Raw genomic sequence first — 26714 nt, forward strand, 5'->3', positions numbered from 1 at the left:
GCCATCGCGGTGAATTACCGTTGGACATAGCAGGAGTTCGCCATGTTTAGCGCCATGTTAGGGGAAGCCTGGCATGCCATGGGCGCCAATCGCCTGCGCACCTTTTTGACCATGCTGGGCATGGTGATCGGGGTAGGGGCTGTGGTGCTGATGATGGCGATTGGCCAGGGGGCCGAAGCCTCGGTGAAACGTTCCATCAGTGCCATGGGCAGTAATCTGTTTGTGGTGCTGTCCGGCCCGCCGCGAGTGGCCGGTGTACGCTCGGCGACCGGCAATGCGCCTTCGCTCAATGTGAAAGATGCCGACGCGATTGCCGAGCTGAATGATGTGGCGGGCGTAGCGCCTGTCACCATGGGCAAGGCGCAGATTGTGTATGCCAGCAATAACTGGAACACGGATATTATCGGTACCACGCCTAGCTACTTTGATGTGCGTTCGTGGAGTGTGACGGCAGGATACGCATTTTCCGATTCTGACGTGCGCTCTGCCACCCGCGTCGCCCTGGTCGGCAAAACGGTGGTGCAGAATGTCTTTGGCGATGATGTGGACCCGGTCGGCCAGACCATCCGTATCAACCAGCGGCCTTTCGTTGTGCTGGGCGTGCTGGCAACCAAAGGCCAGACGCTGGATGGCCGCGACCAGGATGACACCATTATCGTACCGTTGACGACCGCGCAGCGGAAACTGTTTGGCAACCAGTTGCCCGGCAGTGTGCGGCAGATCATTGTGCAGGCCAGTTCGGATAAAGTGATGGGTATGGTGGAAGAGGCCATGAATGGCTTGCTGAACCAGCGGCACAATATCCGCGAAGGCACTGACAGTGATTTCTCGGTACGTAACCTGACTGCGATTGCCAATTCGGCGGCGGAAACCGCCCGCACCATGTCGTTGCTGCTGGGGGCGATTGCATCGGTATCATTGCTGGTTGGTGGCATCGGCATCATGAATATCATGCTGGTTTCGGTGACCGAACGTACACGCGAAATCGGTATCCGTATGGCAATTGGTGCCCGCGAGCGCGATATCCTGCTGCAGTTTCTACTGGAAGCGGTGATGATTTCCATCGTCGGTTGTTTGATCGGTATTGTGATTGGCGTGGGTGGTGCGATCCTGGTGAATTTCCTGACGCAGGCGGAAATCATTGTCTCCACTGATTCGATGCTGATTGCTTTTAGCGTTGCGGCCACGATAGGTATTTTCTTCGGCTTTTACCCGGCCAGGAAAGCGGCCAAACTTAACCCGATTGAAGCGTTACGCTACCAGTAACTGATAATTGAACCCCTTGCCGGGAAGTCGAGTTATTAGTCCATTTCCAGTGGAGGGGCGACTTTTAACACTTCCTCCACCGTGGTCAGCCCGGCAGCCACTTTTTCTGCACCATTCAGCATCAATGGCTGCATACCCGCCTGGGTGGCGGCCTGGCGCAGTTGCAGCAAATCCGTCTCCGGCGTAATCAACTTGCGGATTGCCGATGTCAGCGTCAGCATTTCATAAATGCCGGTACGGCCACGATAGCCGGTGTGACGGCATTCCTGGCAGCCAACGGCTTGCATGACTTTAGCTGGCTTGGTGGCCTTGAACGGGCGCGTGACGCTGGCCCACTCAGCGTCTGAAATTTCTGCTTCGGTTTTGCAATGCGGGCACAGGGTACGCACCAGGCGTTGCGCCATAATCCCCAGCAGGCTGGAGTGAATCAGGTAGGCCGGCACACCCAGGTCCAGCAAACGGGTGATAGCGGAAGGCGCATCATTGGTATGCAGGGTAGACAGTACCAGGTGGCCGGTCAAGGCTGCCTGGATCGCCATATCGGCCGTCTGCTGGTCGCGGATCTCACCCACCATGATGATGTCAGGGTCCTGGCGCATTAGCGTGCGTATACCCTCGGCAAAGCCCAAACCTATGTTTTGCGTCACCTGCATCTGGTTGAAAGCAGGTTCTATCATTTCAATCGGGTCTTCCACGGTGCAGACGTTGACTTCGCTGGTCGCTAACTGCTTGAGCGTGGTGTACAAGGTCGTGGTTTTACCGGAGCCGGTCGGACCGGTGACCAGGATGATGCCATTCGGCTGGTGCGTCCATTGCGACCATTGTTCACTCTGGCGTTTGGAAAACCCCAGCAACTGGAAATCCTGCACCAGGATATCCGGTTTGAAAATCCGCATCACCAGTTTCTCGCCAAAGGCGGTCGGCATGGTGGAAAGGCGTAATTCGATTTCCTTGCCATCACTGCTGACGGTTTTGATACGGCCATCCTGCGGACGGCGTTTTTCTACCATATCCATACGTCCCAGCAACTTGATACGGCTGGTGATGGCGTTCATGATATTGCCGGGTAGCTGGTAGACCTGGTGCAATACGCCGTCGATGCGGAAACGCATCAAGCCCAGGCTGCGGCGTGGCTCCAGGTGGATATCGCTGGCGCGTTGTTCAAACGCATATTTAAACAACCAGTCGACAATATTGACCACATGCTGCTCATTGGCGTCTAGCTGGCGGTCTTTGCCCAGCTCAATCAGCTGTTCAAAATTCTGTACGCCGACAATCTGCCCGGCCTTGGCGGCATTGGCAGACTGGATGGCAGCAGAAAGCTGGTAAACCTCCGGCAGGTAGCGCTGTAAATCCAGCGGATTCACCATTACCACCTGAATGCGCAATTTCAGCATGCGCTCCAGGTCTGGCAACCATTCCTGGTGAAACGGATCGGCTGTTGCAATGGTCGCCACGCCGTCTTTCACGGTAATTGGCATAATGCGCAAACGTTCGGCATATGCCTGCGACATGATTTGCGCCGCCGTGCTGAAATCCAGTTTCAGCGGGTCAATCTGGTAATAAGGCACATCCGCCTGTTCGGCAACGAACCGGCTTAATGACTCCACCGTCAGCAGTTGCGTTGGCGCTTGCAGGTCTGGCCATTTTTGTTCTGCCACGATCACAATCGGGTGAATTCTGGAAGTGTCGCGCTTGCGGTCCTGATGCAGTTTTTCTGCCAGGGATTTGTCTACACGGCCATGGGTGAGCAGCAGGCGCAGCAGGTCTGACAAGCGTAGCGTGTGTATGGTTTTTGGCAGTGGGAATTGGCTAGGGGTGTTCATGGCATATATGGGCAGGGAGTTTGGGGATGATGCAAAACTCATGCCATTGGGAAGTGGCAGAAATGGTCACTTAACCAGTGAACTTTTGGTTTTTGGTAAGGGTGAACTGTGAAGTGGGGGAGGATATGAGATTTTAGTGATTTTATGTGGAGATTTGTTTCGCCTTTAGGCGACCATTCTTTCTTATGCTTGTCCATAAGAAAGAAGGCAAAGAACAAGACACCCCAACTTCCGCTTGTTTCCTGTGCTACTCGGCTTGCCGGGCGTCCATCGGAACTCGCCCTGGCAGCTTGCACACACCGCAAGCTGCTGCGGAGCTCAAACAAGCGATGGCCGAAAACTCCCGTCAACCCTGCGTTGCTCGGCGCGGCAGATGGGGACCCCAAACACCAATGAGCGCCACGGTTAGTGCTTTTAATAAACCATTTTGCTTTTTGAACTGATTAAATTTCTGCGCTGCTGGTTAGATGAGACAAATCCCATCCCATCACGCTGAGTAGCGGAAACAAAGTAAGGAAGAAGGGAGCGACTGTCTGAGTTCCGCAGCAGCTTGCGAAGTGTGCAAGCTGCTAGGGCGAGTTTCGTGACCGCTTACTTTGTTGAGCAACGCAAGGCAGCTGCAGGCCGTGATGGTGGGTGTCCTCTTCTTTGGTGACTTTCTGGGGGACAAGCACCAGAAAGTCACTCGCCGAGAGGCGAAACAAAGCGTCCCTTAAAAATACGCATTTACATTCACCCGCTAATGTATTTAGCAATAACAATTTAGTTTGATGATTACAAAATCATCTGAATCCGCATACTAAAATCTGTCGCTTGTATATGCTTGGTCAACGCCCCCACTGAAATACGATCCACGCCCGTCTCTGCAATTGCCCGGACCGTGGTCAGGGTCACATTGCCGGATGCTTCAAGCAAGGCACGTTTCTGATTGATGGCAACGGCATTGCGCAGTTCATCCAGGGTAAAGTTATCCAGCAAGATGCTTTTTGCCCCTGCCTCCAGCGCCTGCTGTAACTCATCCAGGGTTTCGACTTCAATCTGGATATTATCGGTTTGCTGCATGGCAAATGCGGCCTTGAGAACGGCAGCAATCGAACCGGCGGCAGCAATATGGTTTTCCTTGATCAGGATGCCATCATAAAGCGCCAGCCGCTGGTTGGCACCGCCGCCTGCCAGGACGGCATATTTCTGTGCCAGTTTCAGCCCCGGCATGGTTTTGCGGGTATCCAGTATTTTTGCGGGCAAACCGGTGATGGCATCGACATAGCGGCGCGTATGCGTGGCAACTGCCGATAGAGTCTGGATAAAGTTGAGTGCAGGACGTTCTGCGCTGAGCATGGCGCGCGCATCGCCATCAATGGTGACCAGCGTTTGGTTCGGCTGGAGGCGGTCGCCGTCTTTGACCTGCCAGTGCAATACAACGCCTGGGTCCAGTTGCTCGAAGCATTGCTGTACCCAGGCGTAGCCGCACACAATGGCTTCTTCACGGCTGATAATGGTGGCGGAGGCACGCGTGCCAGCGGGAATCAGGGCAGCGGTGAGGTCGCCTTTGCCAATATCTTCAGCCAAAGTGGCTTTGACCTGTTCGGCAATCTGGCTGGCGGTTAAATAGGCGGGCAGGCCCTGGTAGAGTGTTGATTGAGTCATCCGGTTGTCTGCATGATTAAAAATTCTGCATGTGCCACTAAGCCCATGCCAAAAGCTATTATAATAAATAGTGCCCCCGGACATCAGCTTTTCGTTGCGGGGCATTTTTTCGGAACAAGTAACCCCTTCATTCTGGCTAACATCACACTATGCAGCTTCTTTATACGGTCAACAGTCCTTATGCGCGCAAAGTCCGCATTGTCGCTATTGAAAAACACATTGATCTCACGTTGACTGAAGTGGTGCTGTCGGCGGCGGATTGTCCCGTGAATCAGCACAATCCGCTGGGCAAAGTGCCTGTGCTGGTGCTGGATGATGGTGAGGATTTGTACGATTCACGCGTGATTGTGGAATATCTTGACCACCGTACGCCGGTGGCGCATTTAATCCCACAGGATCATTCTGCCAAAATTAAAGTGCGTCGCTGGGAAGCGCTGGCGGATGGCGTGTGTGATGCGGCGGTAGCCGTGATGCAGGAACAGCGTAAACCGGAAGCGCAGCAATCTGCTGCATGGATTGAAAAGCAGATGGCCAAGGTAACGGCTGGTTTGACGGTGCTGGACAATGACCTGCTCAAGAAAAAGTGGTGTGTGAATGAAACTTTCAGCCTGGCGGATATCGCACTGGGCACGACCCTGGGTTATATCGACCTGCGCTTCAAAAGTGCGCAATGGGATGGCAAATACTGGCAGGAGAAATTTCCCAACCTGGCCAAGCACTATGGCGTGCTGGTCAAGCGGCCCAGTTTCAAGCAAACCATGCCGCAACCCTGATTCTTAAAGCGGTGTGACGTCATCGTCTCCCAGCAGGCTGTGCAGATTGTTTTTGTGGCGTAGCGTTTGGCGTTCGTTCAGGCGTTTCTGTGCCGCGCTGGGGAAGTCGGTAAAGCTGATCAGGCTGCGGTCAATCAGGATGCCGATTAAATCCTCCAGCACCCGTGCCAGCTGGATATCACTCTCGCGAAAAGTGTGGTGTTTTTTCAACTCCTCATCCAGAAAATTCAGATAGTCCGTATCCGTATTTTCTATCAGCTCCCACTCGTCGGAGACTGGTGTATCCGGGCTGGCTGCAATAATTGTCCCTTGTTTATTTTTTAAGATGTAGGCCATCAGGTGTCATTCCTTGTCACTTTGCGTGAGTATTGTCTTTATCAGGCAAGCGCAAGCAATAACCATGCCTCAGGGGCTAAATTGCCCCGTTGATAATGCCGCCACCCAAACAGACGTTGCTTTCATACACCACCACACTTTGGCCGGGCGTAATGGCCCACTGATGCTGGCCAAAACGGATGGTGACTTCTTCGTCATCAATCGCATCGACTTCACATGGCGCATCCGGCTGGCGGTAGCGCGTTTTTGCGGCATAGACCCAGTTGGTACGCGGTTGCTCCCCACTGATCCAGTGCAGTTGCCCTGCTTTCAGGCCATCACTTTTCAGCAACGGATGGTCGTGGCCCTGCACCACAATCAGTTCATTGCTCGCCATATGTTTGGCGGCGACAAACCAGGGCTCGCCATTACTATCGCGGCTGCCACCGATTTTCAGGCCCTGGCGCTGACCTAAGGTGTAGTACATCAGTCCTTCGTGTTCGCCGACCACTTTGCCTTCCGGTGTGCGCATGATGCCGGGCTGGCGTGGCAGGTAGCGTTGCAGGAATTCCTGGAACGGCCGTTCGCCGATAAAGCAGATGCCGGTGGAGTCCTTTTTCTCGGCATTGATCAGGCCATGCTCGCGTGCAATCTCACGCACTTCGCGTTTGAGGTATGTGCCCAGCGGAAACAGCGTTTTTGACAGTTGCGCCTGGTTCAGGCGGGACAAAAAGTAACTCTGGTCCTTGCTGCCATCATCGGCTTTCAGCAACTGGTAATTACCTGGTTGAATCGGGTTTTCACGCACTTGTGCGTAATGGCCGGTTGCAATCAGGTCTGCACCCAGGCTCATGGCATGATCCAGGAACGCCTTGAATTTGATTTCGGCATTACACAGGATATCCGGGTTGGGTGTGCGTCCGGCCTGGTACTCCTGCAAGAAGTTGGTGAATACGCGCTCTTTGTATTCTTCGCTGAAATTCACGGCTTCGATATCAATACCGATTTTATCTGCGACAGAAACCGCATCAATCAAATCCTGCTTGGAAGAGCAATACTCATCAGTATCATCATCTTCCCAGTTTTTCATAAACAGACCGGTGACGTGATAGCCTTGCTGCTTCAACAGCAAGGCGGTGACGGAGGAATCAACACCGCCGGACAACCCGACGATGACATGTGGCTTACTCATAATGCTTGGCCCAAATGCTTCAAAATATCTAAAGGATAACGTTTTCCCGCCAGGTAATCCTGCACGCACAACAAGACCTGCGGGCTGCGCATCAGCTCACCTTCAGTGGCGATCTCTGTTTCGGTTTTCCATACCGTGCGGATAATGCCCGTATCCAGCGCGCGTTCGGCATGATGTGCCCCCAGTATGCCGCTAAAGGCAAAACGCAGGTAAGTCACGCCATTCAGCGGATGTTGCCAGTGGTAAATGCCGACCAGGGCTTGCGGGGTGAAATCATAAGCGGTTTCTTCCAGCGTTTCGCGGATGGCTGCGTCGATAATCGTCTCGCCTTCTTCCAGGTGTCCGGCTGGCTGGTTGAAACGGTTGCCCCTATCGGTGGTTTCTTCCACCAGCAGGAATTTGCCATCCTGCTCAATGATGGCAGCGACGGTGACGTTTGGTTTCCAGTGTCGGGAGGCGGTAGAAGAGGCAGATGTATTCAAAATAACGGGTTTCAGTAAAAACGCTATTTTACCGCTAAGTGATTGATTGGGGAAAAGATCGTTTTTTAAAAGGGATATGCGGCGCCCGGCGGAAGTGGCTTCAGGCTGCTGCCAGTTGCGGAAATAACCCTGTCAATCCATGTGCAATAAACTCTACTGACATCGCCGCCAGCACCAGCCCCATCAGGCGCGTGACGACGTTGATGCCTATGGTGCCTAGGTAGTGGGTAATGCCATCGGCTAACTGCAGCAAGGCCCAGATAAACAGTGAAATCAATGCCACCGGAATTACCAGGCTGATATGCCCCCAGAACCCGGGATGTTGCTGCGCAGTAAGAATCATGCTGGAAATCGCACCAGGGCCGGCCAGCAGCGGAATACTGAGCGGCACAATGGCAATGACTTCGCGTTCAGCCATGTCATGTGCTTCTTCAGCCGTCTGGCGGGTACCGCCCTGTTTACCGTGCATCATGGAGATGGAAATCAGTAACAGCAAAATGCCGCCACCCACCTGGAAGGAGGGAATGGTGATGCCGAAGAAGTTGAGGATACTCTCACCGATAAAGGCTGACACGCTTAATACAATCAGCACGGTAATTGCGACCGTGCGTGCGGTACGCGCGCGCTCTGCTTTTTTCCAGCCACTGGTTGCACTCATGAAGATAGGCAGGCAGCCAACCGGGTTGACAATCGCAAGCAGGGCGATGGCGACTTTGAGCAGGTAGGTGTATTCAGTCATGTTTGCGTCCAGTACGACAGGCTCCAGCTTGCCTGAAAAGAGCGGCCCTGGCAATTCCAGGTCAGGCTGAACTAGGCGGGGCGTTTATCAAAGAAAGCGATGGGTTGCGGAGGCGGCATCTGCAGGATATGTTTGCGTACCTTGCCCATCACATGCATTTCACACGGTTTGCAGTCGAATTTGAGCGTGTATCTGTCGTTGCCGCTGATCAGTGTCATTGGTTCGGCAGTCACCGTGCCTTGCACGCCAATCACGCCTTTTGCTTCCTTGGGGCACAAGCCATGGCTGAAACGCAGGCAGTGCTTGGTGATCATCACGGGCACTTCGTCCAGTTCCTCGTTCGCTTCATAGGCGCTGGCAATCAGTTTTACGCCGTGTTTGTGGTAGAAATCACGCGCTTTCTGGTTATAGACATTGGCCAGGTAGCTCAGGGTGTCTTGCGGATAAATGGCGGCTGGTTCCGCAGCCGCACGTAATGCGGGACGCTCATAACCCAGTGTCCGGACTTCGGTTAATTGTTCTATCGCATCACGACGCAGTTGATTGACGACAGAGGCTGGTAAAAACCAGAATTGCGTCAGTTCCAGGCTGGTTTCACGCGCGACAAAATCGGTATTGCCAAGTTTGGCCAGGTTTTCCCTGAGTGAAGCTTCCGCTTTTTGCACATCATTGGCTGGTTGTTTCTCTGCCGCGATTTGTGCTGTGGCGCTAAACCCCTGCTCATCGGTCAGCGTCAGTGCAAATCCATCAGGTGTTTCATACAACACGGCATCCAGCACGATTTTGCGTGAAGCCGAATCTTTCTCCAGCAAGCGCATAAATGCATGGTCACGGTTGCGGTACAGCTGCGTGTTATTGCGGATATCGGCCGGCATTTCGTTCGGGAACAGGCGCTGGGTATGCATATCCAGTTTCTGCACGGTATTGATACGCAAGCCGACCAGCTCTTTGTGCACATCAAAAAAGCACACGCCATCTCCGTTGTGCAGCTCAATATCCGTCGCGACATCGATAAAGTCTTTGCCGACCTTGCGTACTTTCCCCAGCGCCTCCCCCGAAAACTTCGGTGTATCAAATGCGCCAATATCGGCCTGGCGGCCATTGGCAAAATAATCTGTCGCACTGCGGTTAAAGGTTTTTTCCGGCTGTGGCGTAAACGTGTAACTGGCATGTCCGGCGGAGGATTTGGCGTATTCCGGTAACTCTTCCAGAATCTCATCCAGCAACTGCCGGTAATGCGCGGTGGCGTTTTTCACATAGGGCAGGTCTTTGTAGCGGCCTTCAATCTTGAAGCTGCTGACACCTGCCGCAATCAATGCGCGCAAATTGGCACTCTGGTCATTATCTTTCATGGACAGGTAATGCTTGTCTTTGCCGATAATGCGGCCTTTCTGGTCTTCCAGCGTATAAGGCAGGCGGCATTCCTGCGAACATTCACCGCGGTTGGCGCTGCGACCGGTATGCGCATGGCTGATAAAGCACTGGCCGCTGAAAGCGACGCACAACGCACCGTGGATAAAGTATTCCAGGTTGGCGGTGGTGGCATCGGCGATTTTCTTCACCGTGGCAATATCCAGTTCGCGCGCCAGCACGATCTGGCTAAAGCCAACCTGATCCAGGAATTGTGCTTTTTGGGCAGTCCGGATATCGGTTTGCGTACTGGCATGCAGTTGAATCGGTGGCAGATCCAGTTCCAGCAAACCCATATCCTGCACAATCAGTGCATCGACGCCGCTGTCGTAAAGCTGGTGCACGAGCTGGCGCACGCCTTCAAGCTCGTTGTCATGAAAAATGGTATTCAGCGCCACAAACACTTCAGCATGGAACCTATGCGCATGTTGCACCAGGCGCGCAATATCCTGCACGGTATTCGGTGCCTTGGCACGCGCACCAAAGGCCGGGCCGCCGATATACACGGCATCGGCGCCGTGATTGATGGCCTCAATGCCGTAATCGGCATTTTTGGCGGGGGCGAGCAGTTCGAGGTGTTTGCGGTTTTTTTGCATGCCAGAAGGTATATTCGTATAACAACTTGATTTAAGACGCTATTTTAAACGAAGCGTGTAGTTTGCGCTTGGTTTAAAATAGCGCTATGAGTGAAAGTCAGGATTTATTGCAACGCAGTTTGCACAGCGTGTGGCACCCTTGCACACAAATGAAACATCATGAACGTTACCCTCTGGTGCCTATCACACGCGGCGAAGGTGCCTGGTTGTTCGATAGCGAAGGTAAAGGCTATCTGGATGCGGTCAGTAGCTGGTGGGTTAATTTGTTTGGACACAACCAGCCAGACATTAAAAACGCGATTAAAGCTCAGCTCGACCAGCTGGAACACGTCATGCTGGCCGGATTTACGCATGAACCAGTCGTAGCGTTGTCGGAAAAGCTTTCTGTTTTGACGGGTTTGGGTCATGCGTTTTACGGTTCCGATGGGGCCAGTGCGACCGAGATCGCACTCAAGATGAGCTTTCATTACTGGCGCAATATCGGGCAGCCGCAAAAAACCAGGTTTATCAGCCTGCAGAACAGTTACCACGGTGAAACATTGGGTGCGCTCAGTGTGACGGATGTGGCCATTTTTAAAGATATGTACGCACCGCTGATTTTGCAGTCGGCACAAATGCCTAGCCCGGATAGCCGTCTGGCTGAGACGGGTGAATCAGAAGAAGCTTATGCCTTGCGCTGTGCGGCGGCATTGGAAACTTATATCGCACAACATCATGCGGAATTGGCTGCATTTATTATCGAACCGCTGGTGCAGGGCGCGGCAGGCATGGCGATGTATCACCCAGTGTATTTACAGCGTGCGCGCGAGATTTGCAGCCACTACCAGGTACATTTAATCGCTGATGAAATCGCGGTTGGTTTTGGCCGTACCGGTACCCTGTTTGCGTGTGAGCAGGCTGGCGGGAGAGTCAGTGATATTGCCGATTTTATTTGCCTGTCCAAAGGTATTACCGGCGGTTATTTGCCATTGTCTGTCGTGCTGACGACGGACGAGGTGTATCAGGCGTTTTACCATGACCAGACCGTGAAAGGTTTCTTGCATAGCCACAGTTACACCGGTAATCCGCTGGCCTGTAGCGCGGCACTGGCAACGCTTAATTTATTTGAAGCGTCTGATGTATTAGGCCATAACCAACAGATTGCGCAGCAGCTTTGGTCAACTGTGCAGGCATACGACCTGCCGCTAAAGTATCTGCGCCAGCGCGGCATGATTACCGCTTTTGAGGTGGAAACGGTTAATCCGCAATTCGCACGTGATTGTTATGCAGCCGCCTTGAAGCATGGTTTATTGTTGCGGCCAATTGCTAATGCCGTGTACTGGATGCCGCCGTACTGTTTAAATGAAGCCGATATTGCGCATTTAACGAAAGCGACGTACATGGCTGTTGCGGAGAGTATGTAATGCGCTGGCTGCTATCTGGCTTGTTTTTGTGTGTATCACTGGCACACGCGGCTTTGCCGGCTTCCCTGCAGGAAGCGCTCACCAAGGCGCAATTGCCCGCTGAGAGTGTGGCGATTGTGATTCAACCACTGGACGGCAACGTACCGCTGATCAGTCACAATGCCAGCAAGCCCATGAATCCGGCCAGTGTGATGAAGGTGGTCACCACTTATGCCGCACTGGAAGCATTGACGCCGGCCTATCGCTGGAAAACCGAGGTATATCGCAACGGGCCGGTCAGCCAGGGCGTGCTGGATGGCGATATTATCCTTAAAGGCTATGGTGATCCTTCACTCAATGTCGCTGAGTTCTGGCAACTGCTGCAACAGGTGCAGCAGCAGGGCATTCGCCAGATCAAGGGCAATCTGATACTGGATACCTCGGTGTATGCACCTGAAGTCAGCCAGCGCCCGGTGCTGGATGATGAGCCATGGCGTGCCTATAACGCGAATCCCAATGCCTTGCTGATTAATGGCCGTCATACCAGTTTCCGGTTCGGTGTATCCACAACGAGCATCAAGCCTGCCGTCAACATTGCGCAGGAATTTGAGTTGTCACAAATCAGCATTGTGAACTTGATGCAGGTGCGTAAAGGCGCCTGCGGAGACTGGCGCAGTGATTTGCGTTATGCCGTGTCGCCCACGGCAGAAGGCGCTACTGTCACATTTAGCGGGACTTTGCCGGAGCAATGTGATGAACGCTATTTAGAGTTGAGTGTACTCAATGACACGCAATACACCTTGTTTACTTTTGGAAAACTGTGGGCACAGTTGGGCGGGCAGTTTAACGGCCAGGCTGCCACTGGCGTAACGCCCCCCAATGCCAATTTGGTCACTACCTGGTGGTCAGCGCCGCTGGATGCGGTCATCCGCGACCTTAACAAATGGAGTAATAATGTCATGGCGCGCCAGGTCATGCTGACCATCGGGCTGGAAGCAGGGCTGGCACCAGTGGATGAAAACGCTGCGGCACTGGCACTGAAAAATACCTTACGTATGCGCGGGTTATCTTTTCCCGAACTGGTACTGGAGAATGGCTCCGGATTGTCGCGCAACGAGCGTATCAGTGCGGAACATCTGGCACAGTTACTCGTCACAGCCTATCAGCGCCCGGTGATGCCGGTGTTGATGGCGTCGTTGCCGATTCTGGGCCTGGATGGCACGCTGAAAAAGCGGTTGCCGGAGCCTCCCAGCCAAGGCATGGCGTATTTGAAAACCGGCTCACTGGAAGGTGTCAGCAGTATTGCCGGCTATGTGCAGGACCGGCAGGGAAAACGCTATGTGCTGGTCATGATGGTGAATCATCCGCATGCCTCAGCCGCGCGCGCCGTGCAGGACGGCTTGATTAAAGGTATTGTCGAAGGCCGCTGAGTGGCGGTTGAATCAGGCATTTTTAATAAAAAACGCGTATCATAACGGGCGTTTTCAAGGAGAGCACAATTGAAATTCGGAATCAGGAAACTCAGCCTGGGCATGCTATTACTGCTGGCGATTGCCGGTTGCCAGGCGCAATCAAATGCTACCAATGCAAAGGAAAATACACAGATGTCTGCCAATGTCACCGAACTGCAAAAAATTGATACCGTGGTGGGTGAAGGCCGCGAAGCCGAGATCGGATTTAACGTGACCGTGCATTACACCGGCTGGTTATATGATGCCAATGCCAAAGATCACAAAGGCAAAAAGTTTGACAGCAGCCTGGATCGCAACTCCCCATTCAATTTCTTTCTCGGAGGCGGCCAGGTGATCCAGGGTTGGGACGAAGGCGTGCAGGGCATGAAAATCGGTGGTAAACGTACGCTGATTATCCCTTCCGAACTGGGTTATGGCGCGCGTGGTGCTGGTGGCGTGATTCCACCGAATGCGGCGCTGGTGTTTGATGTTGAACTGCTGAACGTCAAATAAACGTTATTCATCAGGGGCAGTTAAGTGCTGCGCCCAACAGATTTTTTAATGAATTAAATCATTGATTGGAAAGTCACGATGCAAGTCAAAGTGAAATGGATAGACGGCGTCAGTTTTGTCGGTGAGTCTGAGACTGGTCATGCTGTCGTGCTGGACGGCGCACCTGAAAATGGCGGCCGCAATATTGGCATGCGCCCCATGGAAATGCTGCTGATCGGCATGGGTTCATGTACTGCGTTTGATGTGGTGACCATTCTTAAAAAAGCACGCCAGCCGATTGTGGATTGCGTGGCCGAGATATCTGCCGAGCGCGCCGATACCATTCCCAAGGTATTTACCAAAATACATGTGCACTTCGTGGTCACTGGTGAAGGCCTGAACGAGTCACAAGTAGAGCGCGCGGTGAAACTGTCGGCGGAGAAATATTGCTCGGCCAGCATCATGCTGCAAAAAGCTTGTGAAATTACGCATGATTTTGCCATTCAGGCACCCAGTTTCGAATAATGTGGTTGAGGGGTTGAGATGTCGGAGCAAATGCAGACAAGTATTCCGGCAGGCATGATAGGCATCCGCCATGTGGCCTTGTTTATCAAAGACCTGGAAGCGGCGATCGATTTTTACACACGGATTGTCGGCATGCATATTGAATGGCAGCCGGACCCGGATAATGTCTATTTAAGCAATCATGGCGACGTATTTGCACTGCACCGTGTGAATTACCAGGCTGATCCTTTGCAGCGCCTGGATCATATTGGCTTTGCCTTGACTGACGAAAAAGCAGTCGATGGCTGGTATGCACATATGATGGAGAATGGTGTGCGGATTACGGAGGCCCCTAAAACGCACAGGGATGGCTCGCGCGGGTTTTATTGCCTGGACAGTGTCGGGCATTTGCTGGAGTTCATTTATCATCCGCCTATCGCCCGGCACCTGGAAGCTTCATAGCGGGAATATCGCGCATGAAAAATTAAAGCCTCCATCACGGAGGCTTTTTTGTTTGGGTAAAGTAATTTATTTACTCGGTCACCACTTTCATGGAAAGCGTTTGCTCCCTGTCCAGCACATTGAGCAGGCGGTCTATGTTCGGGTGCTTGCCCGGATGGTTCTCGGCATCTTCGGTGTGTTCCGCATACAGCGCCAGGCCTTCCACTGCGGCATCACTGTTGATTTCGCCATAGACCTTGAACAGATGGTGGTAGACCTTGATGGAACCCTGTGTACCGGGTTTGTTTTCAAGGACACCGGCTGACTGATGTTTTTCATCATACAGTTCAATGCGTTTCACATGATCGGCACTGTCCAGCGCGAGTAAGTTGTCACTAAATTTTTGCATGGTTGACTCTAGGTTACTACAAATCTTACAAGTGATAGGCTGTTTGCGTCATCACTTTGGAAGCAAGCCGCATCGCCAGCCTGACTGGGGCAGGCAAGGCTGCGCCGCCAAGTTGTTCAGCCGTGCGGGCATGCTGCTCTTCATCTTCCTTCATTTGCGCCACGATAGCACGAGATGCGTGATCCTGTGCAGGCAGCTGCTGTAAATGGCTATTCAGGTGTGAAGATACCTGGTGTTCGGTCTCGGCCAGAAACCCCAGGTTCCACTTGTCACCCAGCAGGCCGGCGGTGACCCCCAGGCCAAAGCTTGCCCCGAACCACAAAGGATTAAGCAGGCTTTTGCGGCCGCCTAGTTCGGTCATGCGCCTTTCACACCAGGCCAGGTGATCTACTTCTTCGCGGGATGCCTGTTTCAATGCTTCTACATTGGGGGGGTCACGCGATACCAGTGCCTGGCCGCTGTACAGGGCCTGGGCACAGACTTCACCAACATGGTTGATACGCATCAGTGCGGCCGCATGCCTGCGCTCCTGCTCGGACAATGTTGTGTCCGTGCTTGCAGCGGGTGTTTCGGGTCGGGGATAGGGACGGCTGGCCACGGCCGGGCTGAATACTGTACGCAAGCCCATATCTATGACGGCAATTACCTTGTCCAGGGTCAGTGGCGGTAGTGTCAACATTGTGTGCTCCCTGTGAAACACCCCTGGCTGCCGTTAACGGTTAATCGTGCAGACAGGGGGGAATGCATCATGGTTTTACTGCCTCGCTTACTTTAGCGGTTTCAGGTACTTTTTGCACTGGCAAGCCTTTAAGCTGGTTCATGGCTTGCTGGAACTGGAAGTCATCTTTGCTGGTTGGCTCAATCGGGCCTTTGGTTTCCGCAAACTTTTCATCTTTGGCCTTCTCGCCGCCCACACGTGCTTTCGCCTCTTCGGTCGCTTTATCGGCATTTGCTTTGGCATCATTCGGATTGGATAAATGACGCTTCAGGTCCGCTTCATGCAGGCTCAAGCTTGGATCCGAACCATCATCCACCGTAATGTCAGGCACAATACCTTTTGCCTGGATAGAGCGGCCATTAGGCGTGAAGTAGCGTGCTGTCGTCAATTTAATGGCACTACCGTTGTTCATTGGCAGGATGGTTTGCACAGACCCTTTACCAAAACTCTGGATGCCCATAATGGTCGCGCGTTTGTGGTCTTGCAATGCGCCAGCCACGATTTCTGAAGCAGAAGCAGAGCCTGCATTAATCAGTACCACAATCGGCACCGATTTGAACTCTTCCGGCAGGTCTTTCAGGTAGTCGGACTTGCCGCGGCGGGCGTAATCCATGGGCGTCGCGGTCAGGCGCATTTTCGAATCGGCGACGCGGCCTTCGGTATACACCACCAGATCATCCTTAGGCAGGAAAGCTGCAGAAACACCCACCGCTGCATCCAGCAGGCCACCAGGGTTGTTGCGCAGGTCCAGCACCAGGCCTTTGAGCGGGCCTTTGTTTTCGGCACGCAGGCTTTTCAGTGCTTTGGCCAGGTCTTCCCCGGTGCGTTCCTGGAACTGAGTAATACGCACATAGCCATAGTTCTGTTCAATCCATTTGTTTTTCACGCTTTGTGCTTTGATAATGGCGCGGGTCAGCGTGAATGTCAGTGGCTTGTCTTCACCTTTGCGCAATACGGTCAGTGTGATGTTGGTGTCAGGTGTGCCGCGCATGCGTTTCACTGCGTCGTTCAATGTCATGCCACGTACCTGGGCGTCATCCAGTTTCATGATCAGGTCACCGGATTTCAGGCCAGCCTTGTAAGCGGGGCTGTCTTCAATCGGCGTGACGACTTTTACCAGGCCGTCTTCCATGGCCACTTCTATGCCCAGGCCACCAAATTCGCCTTGTGTACCGGCTTGCAGTTCCTTATAAGCATCGGCATCCATAAAGGTGGAGTGCGGATCCAGGCCTTGCAACATGCCGGCCAGGGCTTCATTAATCAGCTTCTTGTCTTCCACCGGTTCGACGTAGTCGGATTTGACCTTGGCAAATACTTCGGCGAACACACGTAATTCGTCAATCGGCAACTGGGATACAGAAGTCCTGTCTGCCCAGGCAGAGATATTGATGCTAACCAGAATGCCAACAAAGATGCCTGCAGCAAGCAAGCTGAATTTTTCTAATTTGGAGCGCATAAAATGCCTTGTGTGATCGATAAAGCGATATTTAAGGATGGTGTGTATTAGAGCCAAAAAAGCTTCTATTGAGGTTAATCTGTTTTAGAGAGTAGGCAATATTACCTTAAGTTCATTTTCCGCTATTTCGGTAAAATTGACTATACTTTTCATACAAATTTAACGGAAGAATGAGTAGATGCCAAAGCCTATCGTAGAAATTGAATTTTGTACACAATGTCGCTGGTTATTGCGTGCTGCATGGCTGGCGCAGGAGCTGTTGACGACGTTTGAAGCCGATCTGGGATCAGTGAACCTGGTGCCGGGCACCGGCGGCATCCTGGAGGTACGCTGCAATGGGGTCGTGATTTTTTCCCGCAAACAGGCCGGGCGTTTTCCTGAAGCCAAAGAGTTGAAACAGCTCATCCGGGATTTGATCGACCCTGAACGCTCACTGGGGCACAGTGATAGTCCGGTCAAGGGAGCAGGTGGGTAGAGTGCTATTCGCTTAGTTGCCTGCTTCGGCTTCCAGGCGTTTGGCACCGTTATAGCGCGTCTTCCAGTAGCGCTCATCCATGCTTTCTACGCGTACTTTGGATCCGGCACGCGGTGCATGGATAAACTGGTTGTTGCCGACATAGATGCCGACATGCGAAAACGTGGATTTCAGCGTGTTGAAAAAAACCAGGTCGCCAGGCTGCAAGTCTTCCCGTTTGACGGCATCGCCCATCTCACTAATGGTGCGCGCGGATGGTGGCAGGGAAATCTGCGCTGCATGCTTGAACACATATTGCACAAAACCGCTGCAGTCAAAGCCGGTTTCAGGGCTGCGGCCGCCATATTTGTAGCCAACGCCAGTCAGGCTGAGCGCGCGAATCATGATCTCTTCCACTTTCTCTGACCATGTATCAGCAGGTTTTTCCTGCGCCTCTGGCTGAGAGAGCGTATAGGTTGTTTGCAAACGGTTATCATCGGTAGGCGCAGCCATGCTTTTGTATGGAAAAAGCAGTACGCTGATTGCTAATGCAGCAATTTTAATCACTGATTTATTCATCATAATCAAAAGGTTGGTTACTAAATGGGCGGTTGCATGGACGACGGCGACCTAAACCTTGCCATATTTTAACGGCAGATGCAAGCATAGACGCCATTCTGAGGCCGATGAACGTGCCAGATTAGCAGAAAGCTGCCGGTTTTGTCGCTGTACTTTGTATGCGGACATGGGATAATTGCCGGATGTCTTTAGTGCAGCAAGTCAGTTCAGCATTTTCAGAAAACGGGTGCCTGGTACAGGCCATGCCTGATTTCAGGAGCCGCCCGCAACAACAAGCCATGGCGCAGGCGATTGCCGAAGCCATCAATAGCCAGCAGCAACTGGTGGCCGAAGCAGGCACGGGCACAGGTAAAACCTACGCTTACCTGGTGCCTGCGTTGTTGTCCGGCGGTAAAGTCATTATTTCGACCGGCACCAAGACCTTGCAGGACCAGCTGTATCAACGTGATTTACCCGCCGTACGTGAAGCACTCAAGGTGCCGGTTTCGGTAGCGATGCTCAAGGGGCGTGCCAATTACATTTGCCACTACCACTTGCAACGTGCCAGCCAGGAAGGTCGCTTCCAGTCACGGGAAGATGCGCAATATATCCCCATTCTGCAAAGCTTTGCCGAAAATAGCCAGTCCGGCGATAAAGCCGAACTGGTGGAAGTGCCGGAACAGGCCACGGTCTGGCAGCAGGTGACTTCCACCCGCGATAATTGCGTCGGCCAGGATTGCCAGTTTTACAAGCAATGCTTTGTCATGGAGGCACGCAAGCAGGCACTGGCAGCCGATGTGGTGGTGGTCAATCATCACCTGTTTTTTGCTGATGTCATGTTACGTGATGAAGGGGTGGCAGAGCTGCTGCCCAGTGCCAACACGGTGGTGTTTGACGAGGCGCATCAACTACCGGAAGTGGCTGGCCTGTTTTTCGGTGAAGATATTTCCACTTCGCAATTGATGGACCTGGCACGAGATAGCCAGATGGCTTACCTGACGCTGGCCAAAGATTGCGTCGCACTTAGCGAAGCAGTACCGCCACTGGAAAAGGCCTGTCGCGATTTTCGCCTGGTTTTCCAGTTTGAAGGTTCGCGTATGCCCGCGCAGAAAGCGCTGGCATTGAAAAACTTCAACGAAGCCTATCAGCGCATGCTGGAAACGCTGGAGGTATTGGCCAAAGTGCTGGAAACCCAGGCCGGGCGCGATCCCATGCTGGAAAAGTGCTGGCAGCGCGGTGAAAGCCTGCTGATGCTGCTGGCGGCCTGGCTTAAGGGCGATCATGCCAACCTGGTACGCTGGGTGGAAGTGTTCAGCCAGAGCGTGCAATTGCATGCCACACCACTCAGCGTGGCCGATGGCTTTGGCAAGCAGTTAAGTGCGCAGCCGCGCGCCTGGATTTTCACCTCGGCGACATTGGCAGTCAAAAGTGATTTCAGTCATTACCAGGGGCAAATGGGTTTGCTGGCAGCCGAAACCAGGCATTGGCAAAGTCCGTTCGATTACGGGCAGCAAGCCCTGCTGTATGTACCGGAAGGCATGCCGGAACCCAATAGTATTGCTTATCCGGCCGCTGTTGCCGCCGTGGCATTGCCGGTATTGCAAGCCAGCCGCGGCCGCGCATTTGTGTTGTGCACTTCGCTGAAAGCGATGCGCGAAGTGCATGCCTTGTTGAAACAGGCGTTTGAAGAGCAGGGTATGGATTATCCTTTGCTCATGCAGGGAGAAAGTAACCGTACCGAATTGCTGGATAGGTTCCGTACCCACGGCAATGCGGTACTGGTCGGCTCGCAAAGTTTCTGGGAAGGCGTGGATGTACGCGGCGAAGCACTTTCCTGTGTCATTATCGATAAATTGCCGTTTGCACCGCCAGATGATCCGGTACTGGCTGCCCGCATCGACAAAATGAATGCCGAAGGCAAAAATGCTTTTATGGAATACCAGTTGCCGTATGCCGTCATTACCCTGAAACAGGGTGCAGGACGCTTGATCCGAGATGAACGCGATTCCGGTGTACTGATGATCTGCGACCCTCGATTGGTGGATAAACCTTACGGCAGGCGCATCTGGCAAAGCCTGCCTCCCTTTAAACGCACACGAAAACTGGATGAGGTGCAGGCATTCTTTCAGCATGCCGACGAGAGCAGTGCATCACTTTAAGTCATTGAAATGGTGATGATTCCCGAGTATGAGTACACCCTGACAGCCATCCGTGCGCAAGGCGCAGGCGGCCAGAACGTCAATAAAGTCTCTTCCGCCATTCACCTGCGTTTTGATATCCGGGCTTCCAGCCTGGGTGAGTTTATTAAATCCAGATTGCTGCATAGCAAAGATCAGCGCATTACCGCGGAAGGTGTGCTGGTGATCAAGGCCCAGCAATATCGTACGCAGGAAGCCAATAAACGGGATGCCATTGCCAGATTACATGCCATTGTGGAAGCTGCCGGGGAAGTGCATGCGGTGAGGTATGCGACCAGGCCGACGTTAGCGTCCAAGAAACGTCGTGTGACAGGGAAGATGCAGCGAGGAGTGATTAAGCGGGGACGCGGGAGAGTGGTGGGGGATGAGTAGGAGAGGAGCTTTTAGGTTTTGAGAGCTTGGCGGATGCTTGTGTTTTGATGTGGCGTTTTGTTTCGCCTCTCGGCGAGTCACTTTCTGGTGCTTGTCCATAAGAAAGTAACCAAAGAGAGGCGAAAAGGAGCGTAATTTCAACGCACTAAAATTTATTTATGACCTGTAGTCCGCATTAATCTTCACATAATCATACGAGAAGTCACAAGTCCAAACTGTCGCATTGGCCGCTCCGCGATTCAGCACCACCCGCACCAGAATATCACTTTCTTTCATGACTGCCGCACCTTGCTCTTCGACATAGCTGGCGGCACGGCCACCTTTTTCCGCCACCAGTACATTGCCCAGGTAAAGCTGCATGGTGTTCACATCCAAATCTTCAATGCCTGCATAGCCAATCGCCGCCAGAATGCGGCCAAGGTTAGGGTCAGAAGCGAAGAAGGCAGTTTTAATCAGAGGTGAATGCGCAATTGCGTAAGCCACTTTACGGCACTCTTCTTCATCCTTGCCAGCTTCTACCTGGATAGTCATGAATTTGGTGGCGCCTTCGCCATCGCGCACAATTGCTTGCGCCAGTTCAATGGCGACCTCTGTCAATGCGTCACGCAGCGCAACAAAACCAGCACTTTTCTCGTCAATCTGCGTATTGCCCGCCTGTCCAGTCGCCATCAGGATCAGGCTGTCATTGGTGCTGGTGTCGCCATCGACCGTGATGCAGTTAAAAGATTTATTCACGGCGTGCTGAATGATGGCGTCGAGTGCGGATTGCGCAATTGCCGCGTCGGTAGCGATATAACCCAGCATGGTGGCCATGTTGGGGTGAATCATGCCGGAGCCTTTGCTGATGCCGGTAATGGTGATGGTTTTGCCATCAATGGTTAGTGTGCGTGAGGTGCCTTTCGCTACGATGTCGGTGGTCATGATGGCTTCCGCCGCATTCAGCCAATTGTCGGTTTGCAGATTGGCCACCGCGGCAGGAATGCCCGCCAGTAATTTTTCCATAGGCAAGGTTTCCAGAATCACGCCGGTGGAAAACGGCAGCACTTGTTCGGGACTGATGTTCAATGCCTGTGCCACGGCTATGCAGCTGGCGCGTGCATCGTCCAGGCCTTGCTGGCCTGTGCCTGCATTGGCACAGCCGGTGTTGACGAGTAGCGCGCGTATGCCTTTGCCTTGTTGCAGGTGTTCCTTACACACGGTCACGGGTGCGGCGCAGAAACGATTCAGGGTGAATACGCCGGAAACGCTGCTGCCTTCGGGCAAAGTCATGACCAGCACATCTTTGCGGTTAGGTTTGCGAATGTGCGCTTGCGCGTACCCCAGTTGTACGCCTTTGACAGGCAGTAATGTTTCGGCAGCGGGAGCAGACAATTTGACGGGCATCCGTTTTCCTTTGATTTTTAAATTGTTATTTCAATGTATGACTATGAGATGGGGAATACTTCAGGCGCGGCGCCAGGTCGTGCCTTGTGGCGTATCTTCCAGCACTATACCGGCATCAGCCAGTGCTTGGCGGATACGGTCAGCTTCAGCGTAGTCCTTGGCTTTTTTGGCTGCAATACGCGCGGCAATCAGGACTTCGATATCCAGTCCACCTGCGCTGGTTTCGCCATGCATAAAGCTTTCCGGGTCACGCTGTAACAGGCCTACAATACCGGCCAATTGTTTCAGCAGTGCGGCAGTGGTCGGGGATTTATCCCTGTTCAACTCGCTGGCCAGTTCAAACAGGATAGCTAATGCCTCGGCGGTATTGAAGTCATCATCCATGGCTGCCTGGAATTTGGCTGCATGCGGGTCCTGCCAGTCGATGGCAATTTCAGGGCTGCCTACACCTCGCAATGCGGTATACAAGCGCGTTAACGATGCCTTGGCATCATCCAGGTGTTTGTCCGAATAATTCAGCGCGCTACGATAATGGGCACGCAGAATAAAGAAGCGCACCACTTCCGGATCGTATTTTTCCAGCACTTCACGGATGGTGAAAAAGTTGCCCAGTGATTTGGACATTTTTTCGTCATCCACGCGCACAAAACCGTTATGCATCCAGTAGTTGGCCATGGTGCAGCCATGCGTGGCTTCGGATTGTGCGATTTCGTTTTCATGGTGCGGGAACTGCAGGTCCTGGCCACCGCCATGAATATCAAAATGTTCACCCAGCTGTTCGGCGCTCATGGCTGAACATTCGATGTGCCAGCCTGGGCGGCCATTGCCCCACGGCGATTCCCAGTAAGGTTCGCCGGGTTTGGCCGATTTCCACAGCACAAAGTCCAGCGGGTCCTGCTTGTGGTTATCGACATCCACCCGTTCCCCTGCGCGCAGGTCATCCAGGCTCTTGCCCGAGAGTTTGCCGTAATCGCTGAAGCTGCGTACCTTGTAAAACACGTCGCCATTGCCGGCCTGGTAGGCAAAGCCTTTTGCGACCAGTGTGCCGATCATATCCAGCATGCCCTGTATATGTTCGGTCGCACGTGGCTCCAGATCCGGCCGGATAATGCCGAGTTTGGCGGAATCCTCATCCATGGCGGTAATAAAACGCTGGGTCAAGCTCTGGATGGATTCGTTGTTTTCCTGGGCACGTTTGATGATTTTGTCATCAATATCGGTGATGTTTCGCACATAAGTGACGTCATAGCCACTGGTGCGAAGCCAGCGGGCGACCATGTCAAATACCACCATCACGCGGGCATGCCCCAGATGGCAAAAGTCGTAGACTGTCATGCCGCAGACATACATGCGCACTTTATTCGGTTGGATGGGCTGGAAATCTTGTTTGCTGCGGGTCAGGGTATTGTATAGTTTTAACATGCTAATAAAGATGTGGATTAATGCGTGATAAAATTAGCAGAAGTAGTGTAATGATTGACGAATGTGAAGGTGATGCTGTCAATAGCTGGCGGCTGGTCGTGATGAATCCGAATTATTGGTTGTCAGGTAACTGCTGTAAAACGCACATTGATATGCAAATCATTGCGTAATATTCACCTAATTATGTACGCTCTCTTGTACAATCCAAGTATAACATATTGCTAAAAATCAACGATTGCTCAGGTCATAAACTCATGAACGCAACATTAAAAAAATATTTGCTGGTTTTAGGTGTCATTTTCACTCAGGCTGCGCTCCCCCACATGGCAATCGCCGAACAAACAAACGTCGAGTTGCGCGAAATCAACCAGCTGTCGGAACAGGGTAATCAGGCAGCGGCACTGGACAAAATTAACAGCTATCTGTCGGCCAATCCCAAGAATGCGGAAGCGATGTTCATGCGTGGCGTGATCCTGGTCGAACTGGGCAAGCGTGATGACGCAATTAAAGCCTTTACCGACCTGACCGAGAAGTTCCCGAATTTGCCGGAGCCTTACAATAACCTGGCTGTGTTGTATGCAGACCAAGGCCAGTATGACAAAGCCAGAAAAGCGCTGGAAGCCGCGATTAAAACACATCCAAGCTATGCGACAGCGCATGAAAACCTGGGCGATATTTATGCCCGCCTGGCTTCGGAAGCATATGACAAGGCATTGAAACTGGATACCTCCAACAGCCGTGCGCAAAATAAACTGGCAATGATTACCGATCTGTTTGGCGGCAAGCGAACTGTTTCCCAATCCGTGGCGACGGGGGCATTAAGCTCTCCAGCAACAACGATGCCGGCAACCCCGCCAGCAACCACGCCGCCTGCTACTTCTACACCGCCAGCCGTGGAAGCGAAAAAACCGGCGACGGTAGAAAGCAAACCCGCAGAGGCCAAGCCAGCGGAAACCAAAATCGCTGAATCCAAACCTGCGGCCGACAATCAGCAGCAAGCGGTGACGGATGCCGTGAATGCCTGGGCAAATGCCTGGGCTGCACAGAATGTAGATCGCTATCTGGCGAGTTATGCCAAAGACTTCAAGACACCAGGCGGTGAGTCCCGCAAGCAATGGGAATCTACCCGCCGTGATCGTGTGAGCAAGCCATCCAAAATTTCGGTGACCTTGAATAATATGGTCGTGAAGATGGAAGGCGACAATGCGGCGAAGGTGACTTTCCGGCAAGTCTATAAAGCCACGGGCCTGGATGCCAACTCCAACAAGACATTGAATATGGTCAAGGAAGGTTCGCGCTGGCTGATCAAGCAGGAGCGCGTTGGCAAGTTTTAATCTGCTTCATCTGGATGGCGCCGTTGCTAAAAAGGGGTGGAGTGGCGGCACAGGGTTTGATTGAAACAAATGTATAATATGGGTATGAGAAGTTTGAGAAAATACTGCTGTATTGCATTTGTCAGCATGGCATTACTGCCCTGGAATGCCACAGCGGTTAACCAGGATGCGTTAACCGCCCGGTTGTTTGTGCAAAATAAAAACACCAACGCGGTTGAGCGCATGCTGGTGCAAACCCTGGAAGCCATTAAGGAAGGGCGCCTGCAACAGGCGCTGGATTATGTCAATCAATTACTGACGATTTCCCCCAATTTTGCACTGGCGCACTTGATTCACGGCGATCTGTTGTCTGCCAAAACGCGTATCCTGCATGGATTCGGTGATGTGAATGCCGCAGATGTGACCAGGATCCAGGATTTCAAGGATGAAGCGGAAACCCGTATCCGCAATTACTTCGACCGTAATCGCGGCCTGACTCAGCCTAACCTGCTGGTCGAGCTGTCTGAAAAGCAAAATCATGTCCTGTTTGTCGATACTGCGCGCTCCCGCCTGTATGTATATGAGAAAAGCCAGCGGGATACATTGAAATATGTTGCCGATTATTATGTCACCATTGGCAAAAACGGCACTGGCAAAAAGGACCAGGGTGATAAACGTACGCCGATAGGTGTTTATTTTGCTGCCCGCAAACTCAATCGTCCTTTGCCTGATTTGTATGGGGATGCGGCTTATCCGCTCAATTACCCGAACGAAATCGACAGCTATGAGCGCAAAACCGGTTCCGGTATCTGGATTCATGGCACTCCGCGCGATACCTACAGCCGCCCGCCACGCGCCAGCGATGGATGCGTGGTCTTGTCCAACCCGGATGTCCAGGCCTTGCAGAATATCCTGCAAACAGGGGGCACGCCGGTGGTGATTGGGGTCAATTTCCAGTGGGTAGGGGCCGATGCACTCAAACAGCAGGCGCAAACCAAGGCTGAACTTTCAAATGCGCTGGAAAGCTGGCGCAGGGACTGGGTATCGCAGAATACGGATGCATACCTGTCGCATTACACCCGTGACTTTTTCTATTCGGAAGGCGACCTGGCCAAGTGGTCCAGTTACAAGCGCCAGATACAGGCAGCCAAACCCAAGGTGAGCATTAACCTGGCCGACATCAGCATGTTCACTTACCCCAATGCCAAACAGAACATGGTGGTGGTCGATTTCGAACAGGAATATATCAGCCCTGCCTTACGCAATGTAATGAAAAAACGCCAGTACTGGGTGCAGGAAAACGGGCAATGGAAAATTTTATACGAAGGATCAGCTTGATGAAATTATTGACATGGGCCATCGGCGCGAGCATGTTGCTGGCGGTATCGGCAGCCAATGCCGCGACCCAGGTAGCATTTGAAACCAACCAGGGCAGTTTTACGGTGGAAGTTTACGCCGATAAGGCACCCAAGACGGTGGAGAACTTTCTGCAATATGTGAAAGACGGCTTTTATACCAATACCATTTTCCACCGCGTGATTGGTCGCTTCATGATCCAGGGTGGCGGATTTGACCGTGAACTGAATGAGAAGCCAACCCGCGCCGCCATTATCAATGAATCTAATAATGGCCTGATCAACCAGACCGGTACCATTGCCATGGCACGTACGCCGGACCCTAACTCGGCCACTGCACAGTTTTTTATCAACGTGGCGGATAACCAGTTCCTGAATTACACCAGCCCGGAGCCGGACATGATTGGCTACTGCGTGTTCGGCAAAGTCATTTCCGGCATGGATGTGGTGTTCAAAATCAGTAACCTGCCGACCAATACTCAGCGTGGCATGTCTGATGTACCGATTCGTAGCGTGATCATCAAACGCGCCACCATTGTCAGCGGTAAGTAATTTTTGCA

The 26714-nt window shown here is 52.7% G+C and carries 26 protein-coding genes; 13 read left to right on the top strand and 13 right to left on the bottom strand.

What is annotated here, in order from left to right; genetic code table 11:
* The first annotated feature begins 42 nt into the window (after positions 1-42).
* On the top strand, positions 43-1266 hold the full coding sequence (locus tag BLP53_RS08550) for an ABC transporter permease (RefSeq protein ID WP_091471735.1): 1224 nt from the start codon (positions 43-45) through the stop codon (positions 1264-1266).
* Between the two features lie 35 nt (positions 1267-1301).
* Here the strand turns inward: BLP53_RS08550 and tfpB are convergent, their stop codons facing one another.
* Together tfpB and nadC are read right to left on the bottom strand one after the other, a co-directional pair.
* Entirely contained in the window at positions 1302-3092 is a 1791-nt protein-coding gene (tfpB, locus tag BLP53_RS08555) for a type IV pilus assembly ATPase TfpB (RefSeq protein WP_091471925.1), read from the bottom strand.
* Positions 3093-3866: 774 nt separating this feature from the next.
* Positions 3867-4739: a carboxylating nicotinate-nucleotide diphosphorylase gene (gene nadC / locus BLP53_RS08565; RefSeq protein WP_091471736.1), complete on the bottom strand. Its 873-nt coding sequence runs from the start codon at positions 4737-4739 to the stop codon at positions 3867-3869.
* 149 nt (positions 4740-4888) lie between these two features.
* On the opposite strand from nadC, the gene BLP53_RS08570 reads away from it, so the two are divergent.
* Positions 4889-5512 carry a glutathione S-transferase N-terminal domain-containing protein gene (locus tag BLP53_RS08570; protein ID WP_091471737.1) on the top strand — a complete coding sequence of 208 codons (624 nt, stop codon included), beginning with the start codon at positions 4889-4891 and terminating at the stop codon, positions 5510-5512.
* Between the two features lie 3 nt (positions 5513-5515).
* Here the strand turns inward: BLP53_RS08570 and BLP53_RS08575 are convergent, their stop codons facing one another.
* The 5 genes from BLP53_RS08575 to BLP53_RS08595 form a co-directional block, all read right to left on the bottom strand.
* The gene (locus BLP53_RS08575; protein ID WP_091471738.1) at positions 5516-5848 is read right to left on the bottom strand and encodes a hypothetical protein; all 333 of its coding nucleotides are present in this window, start codon (positions 5846-5848) and stop codon (positions 5516-5518) included.
* Between the two features lie 76 nt (positions 5849-5924).
* Positions 5925-7019, bottom strand: a complete 1095-nt coding sequence (gene mnmA, locus BLP53_RS08580; RefSeq protein WP_091471739.1) for a tRNA 2-thiouridine(34) synthase MnmA — start codon at positions 7017-7019, stop codon at positions 5925-5927.
* Positions 7016-7501 (bottom strand): NUDIX hydrolase, encoded by a 486-nt coding sequence (locus BLP53_RS08585; RefSeq protein WP_091471740.1) that lies wholly within the window; start codon positions 7499-7501, stop codon positions 7016-7018. Before BLP53_RS08585 ends, mnmA begins: the two co-directional genes overlap by 4 nt.
* Positions 7502-7601: 100 nt before the next feature.
* Positions 7602-8240 (bottom strand): YchE family NAAT transporter, encoded by a 639-nt coding sequence (locus tag BLP53_RS08590; RefSeq protein WP_091471741.1) that lies wholly within the window; start codon positions 8238-8240, stop codon positions 7602-7604.
* Positions 8241-8311: 71 nt separating this feature from the next.
* A complete protein-coding gene (locus BLP53_RS08595) occupies positions 8312-10246 on the bottom strand; it encodes a peptidase U32 family protein (RefSeq protein WP_091471742.1) in 1935 nt (644 codons plus the stop codon).
* An 86-nt stretch (positions 10247-10332) separates the two neighbouring features.
* Between BLP53_RS08595 and bioA the strand changes: the two genes are divergently transcribed.
* The 5 genes from bioA to BLP53_RS08620 all read left to right on the top strand — a co-directional run bounded on the left by bioA (position 10333) and on the right by BLP53_RS08620 (position 14537).
* Positions 10333-11649 (top strand): adenosylmethionine--8-amino-7-oxononanoate transaminase, encoded by a 1317-nt coding sequence (gene bioA, locus BLP53_RS08600; RefSeq protein WP_091471743.1) that lies wholly within the window; start codon positions 10333-10335, stop codon positions 11647-11649.
* Entirely contained in the window at positions 11649-13058 is a 1410-nt protein-coding gene (gene dacB, locus BLP53_RS08605) for a D-alanyl-D-alanine carboxypeptidase/D-alanyl-D-alanine endopeptidase (protein WP_091471744.1), read from the top strand. Before bioA ends, dacB begins: the two co-directional genes overlap by 1 nt.
* Before the next feature lie 102 nt (positions 13059-13160).
* A complete protein-coding gene (locus BLP53_RS08610; protein ID WP_176755255.1) occupies positions 13161-13592 on the top strand; it encodes an FKBP-type peptidyl-prolyl cis-trans isomerase in 432 nt (143 codons plus the stop codon).
* Positions 13593-13670: 78 nt separating this feature from the next.
* Positions 13671-14096, top strand: coding sequence for an OsmC family protein (locus BLP53_RS08615; RefSeq protein WP_091471745.1), 426 nt, complete (start codon positions 13671-13673; stop codon positions 14094-14096).
* An 18-nt stretch (positions 14097-14114) separates the two neighbouring features.
* Positions 14115-14537 (top strand): VOC family protein, encoded by a 423-nt coding sequence (locus BLP53_RS08620; protein ID WP_245652732.1) that lies wholly within the window; start codon positions 14115-14117, stop codon positions 14535-14537.
* Positions 14538-14607: 70 nt separating this feature from the next.
* Here the strand turns inward: BLP53_RS08620 and BLP53_RS08625 are convergent, their stop codons facing one another.
* From BLP53_RS08625 to BLP53_RS08635, 3 genes are all read right to left on the bottom strand, one after another.
* The gene (locus BLP53_RS08625; RefSeq protein WP_091471746.1) at positions 14608-14925 is read right to left on the bottom strand and encodes a DUF2322 family protein; all 318 of its coding nucleotides are present in this window, start codon (positions 14923-14925) and stop codon (positions 14608-14610) included.
* A 25-nt stretch (positions 14926-14950) separates the two neighbouring features.
* Entirely contained in the window at positions 14951-15604 is a 654-nt protein-coding gene (coq7, locus tag BLP53_RS08630; protein ID WP_091471747.1) for a 2-polyprenyl-3-methyl-6-methoxy-1,4-benzoquinone monooxygenase, read from the bottom strand.
* A 67-nt stretch (positions 15605-15671) separates the two neighbouring features.
* On the bottom strand, positions 15672-17099 hold the full coding sequence (locus BLP53_RS08635; protein ID WP_091471748.1) for a S41 family peptidase: 1428 nt from the start codon (positions 17097-17099) through the stop codon (positions 15672-15674).
* 178 nt (positions 17100-17277) lie between these two features.
* Here BLP53_RS08635 and BLP53_RS08640 point away from each other — a divergent pair, with 178 nt between their 5' ends.
* Entirely contained in the window at positions 17278-17574 is a 297-nt protein-coding gene (locus BLP53_RS08640; RefSeq protein ID WP_091471749.1) for an Rdx family protein, read from the top strand.
* A 12-nt stretch (positions 17575-17586) separates the two neighbouring features.
* Here the strand turns inward: BLP53_RS08640 and BLP53_RS08645 are convergent, their stop codons facing one another.
* On the bottom strand, positions 17587-18132 hold the full coding sequence (locus BLP53_RS08645) for a C40 family peptidase (protein ID WP_091471928.1): 546 nt from the start codon (positions 18130-18132) through the stop codon (positions 17587-17589).
* Positions 18133-18314: 182 nt separating this feature from the next.
* Between BLP53_RS08645 and yoaA the strand changes: the two genes are divergently transcribed.
* Both yoaA and arfB read left to right on the top strand, forming a co-directional pair.
* On the top strand, positions 18315-20270 hold the full coding sequence (gene yoaA, locus BLP53_RS08650) for a DNA repair helicase YoaA (protein ID WP_091471750.1): 1956 nt from the start codon (positions 18315-18317) through the stop codon (positions 20268-20270).
* A 9-nt stretch (positions 20271-20279) separates the two neighbouring features.
* Positions 20280-20681, top strand: coding sequence for an alternative ribosome rescue aminoacyl-tRNA hydrolase ArfB (gene arfB / locus BLP53_RS08655; RefSeq protein ID WP_091471751.1), 402 nt, complete (start codon positions 20280-20282; stop codon positions 20679-20681).
* A 156-nt stretch (positions 20682-20837) separates the two neighbouring features.
* Here arfB and argJ read toward each other — a convergent pair whose 3' ends face one another.
* Both argJ and cysS read right to left on the bottom strand, forming a co-directional pair.
* On the bottom strand, positions 20838-22064 hold the full coding sequence (argJ, locus tag BLP53_RS08660; RefSeq protein WP_091471752.1) for a bifunctional glutamate N-acetyltransferase/amino-acid acetyltransferase ArgJ: 1227 nt from the start codon (positions 22062-22064) through the stop codon (positions 20838-20840).
* A 60-nt stretch (positions 22065-22124) separates the two neighbouring features.
* Positions 22125-23486 carry a cysteine--tRNA ligase gene (cysS, locus tag BLP53_RS08665; RefSeq protein WP_091471753.1) on the bottom strand — a complete coding sequence of 454 codons (1362 nt, stop codon included), beginning with the start codon at positions 23484-23486 and terminating at the stop codon, positions 22125-22127.
* 254 nt (positions 23487-23740) lie between these two features.
* Here cysS and BLP53_RS08670 point away from each other — a divergent pair, with 254 nt between their 5' ends.
* From BLP53_RS08670 to BLP53_RS08680, 3 genes are all read left to right on the top strand, one after another.
* Positions 23741-24820, top strand: a complete 1080-nt coding sequence (locus BLP53_RS08670) for a tetratricopeptide repeat protein (protein ID WP_091471754.1) — start codon at positions 23741-23743, stop codon at positions 24818-24820.
* A 69-nt stretch (positions 24821-24889) separates the two neighbouring features.
* A complete protein-coding gene (locus tag BLP53_RS08675; protein WP_091471755.1) occupies positions 24890-26137 on the top strand; it encodes a L,D-transpeptidase family protein in 1248 nt (415 codons plus the stop codon).
* Positions 26137-26706 (top strand): peptidylprolyl isomerase, encoded by a 570-nt coding sequence (locus tag BLP53_RS08680; protein ID WP_091471756.1) that lies wholly within the window; start codon positions 26137-26139, stop codon positions 26704-26706. The genes BLP53_RS08675 and BLP53_RS08680 overlap by 1 nt, the downstream gene beginning before the upstream one ends.
* Positions 26707-26714: the final 8 nt, after the last annotated feature.

Source organism: Methylophilus rhizosphaerae (assembly GCF_900100975.1).
Taxonomy (GTDB): Bacteria; Pseudomonadota; Gammaproteobacteria; order Burkholderiales; family Methylophilaceae; genus Methylophilus; species Methylophilus rhizosphaerae.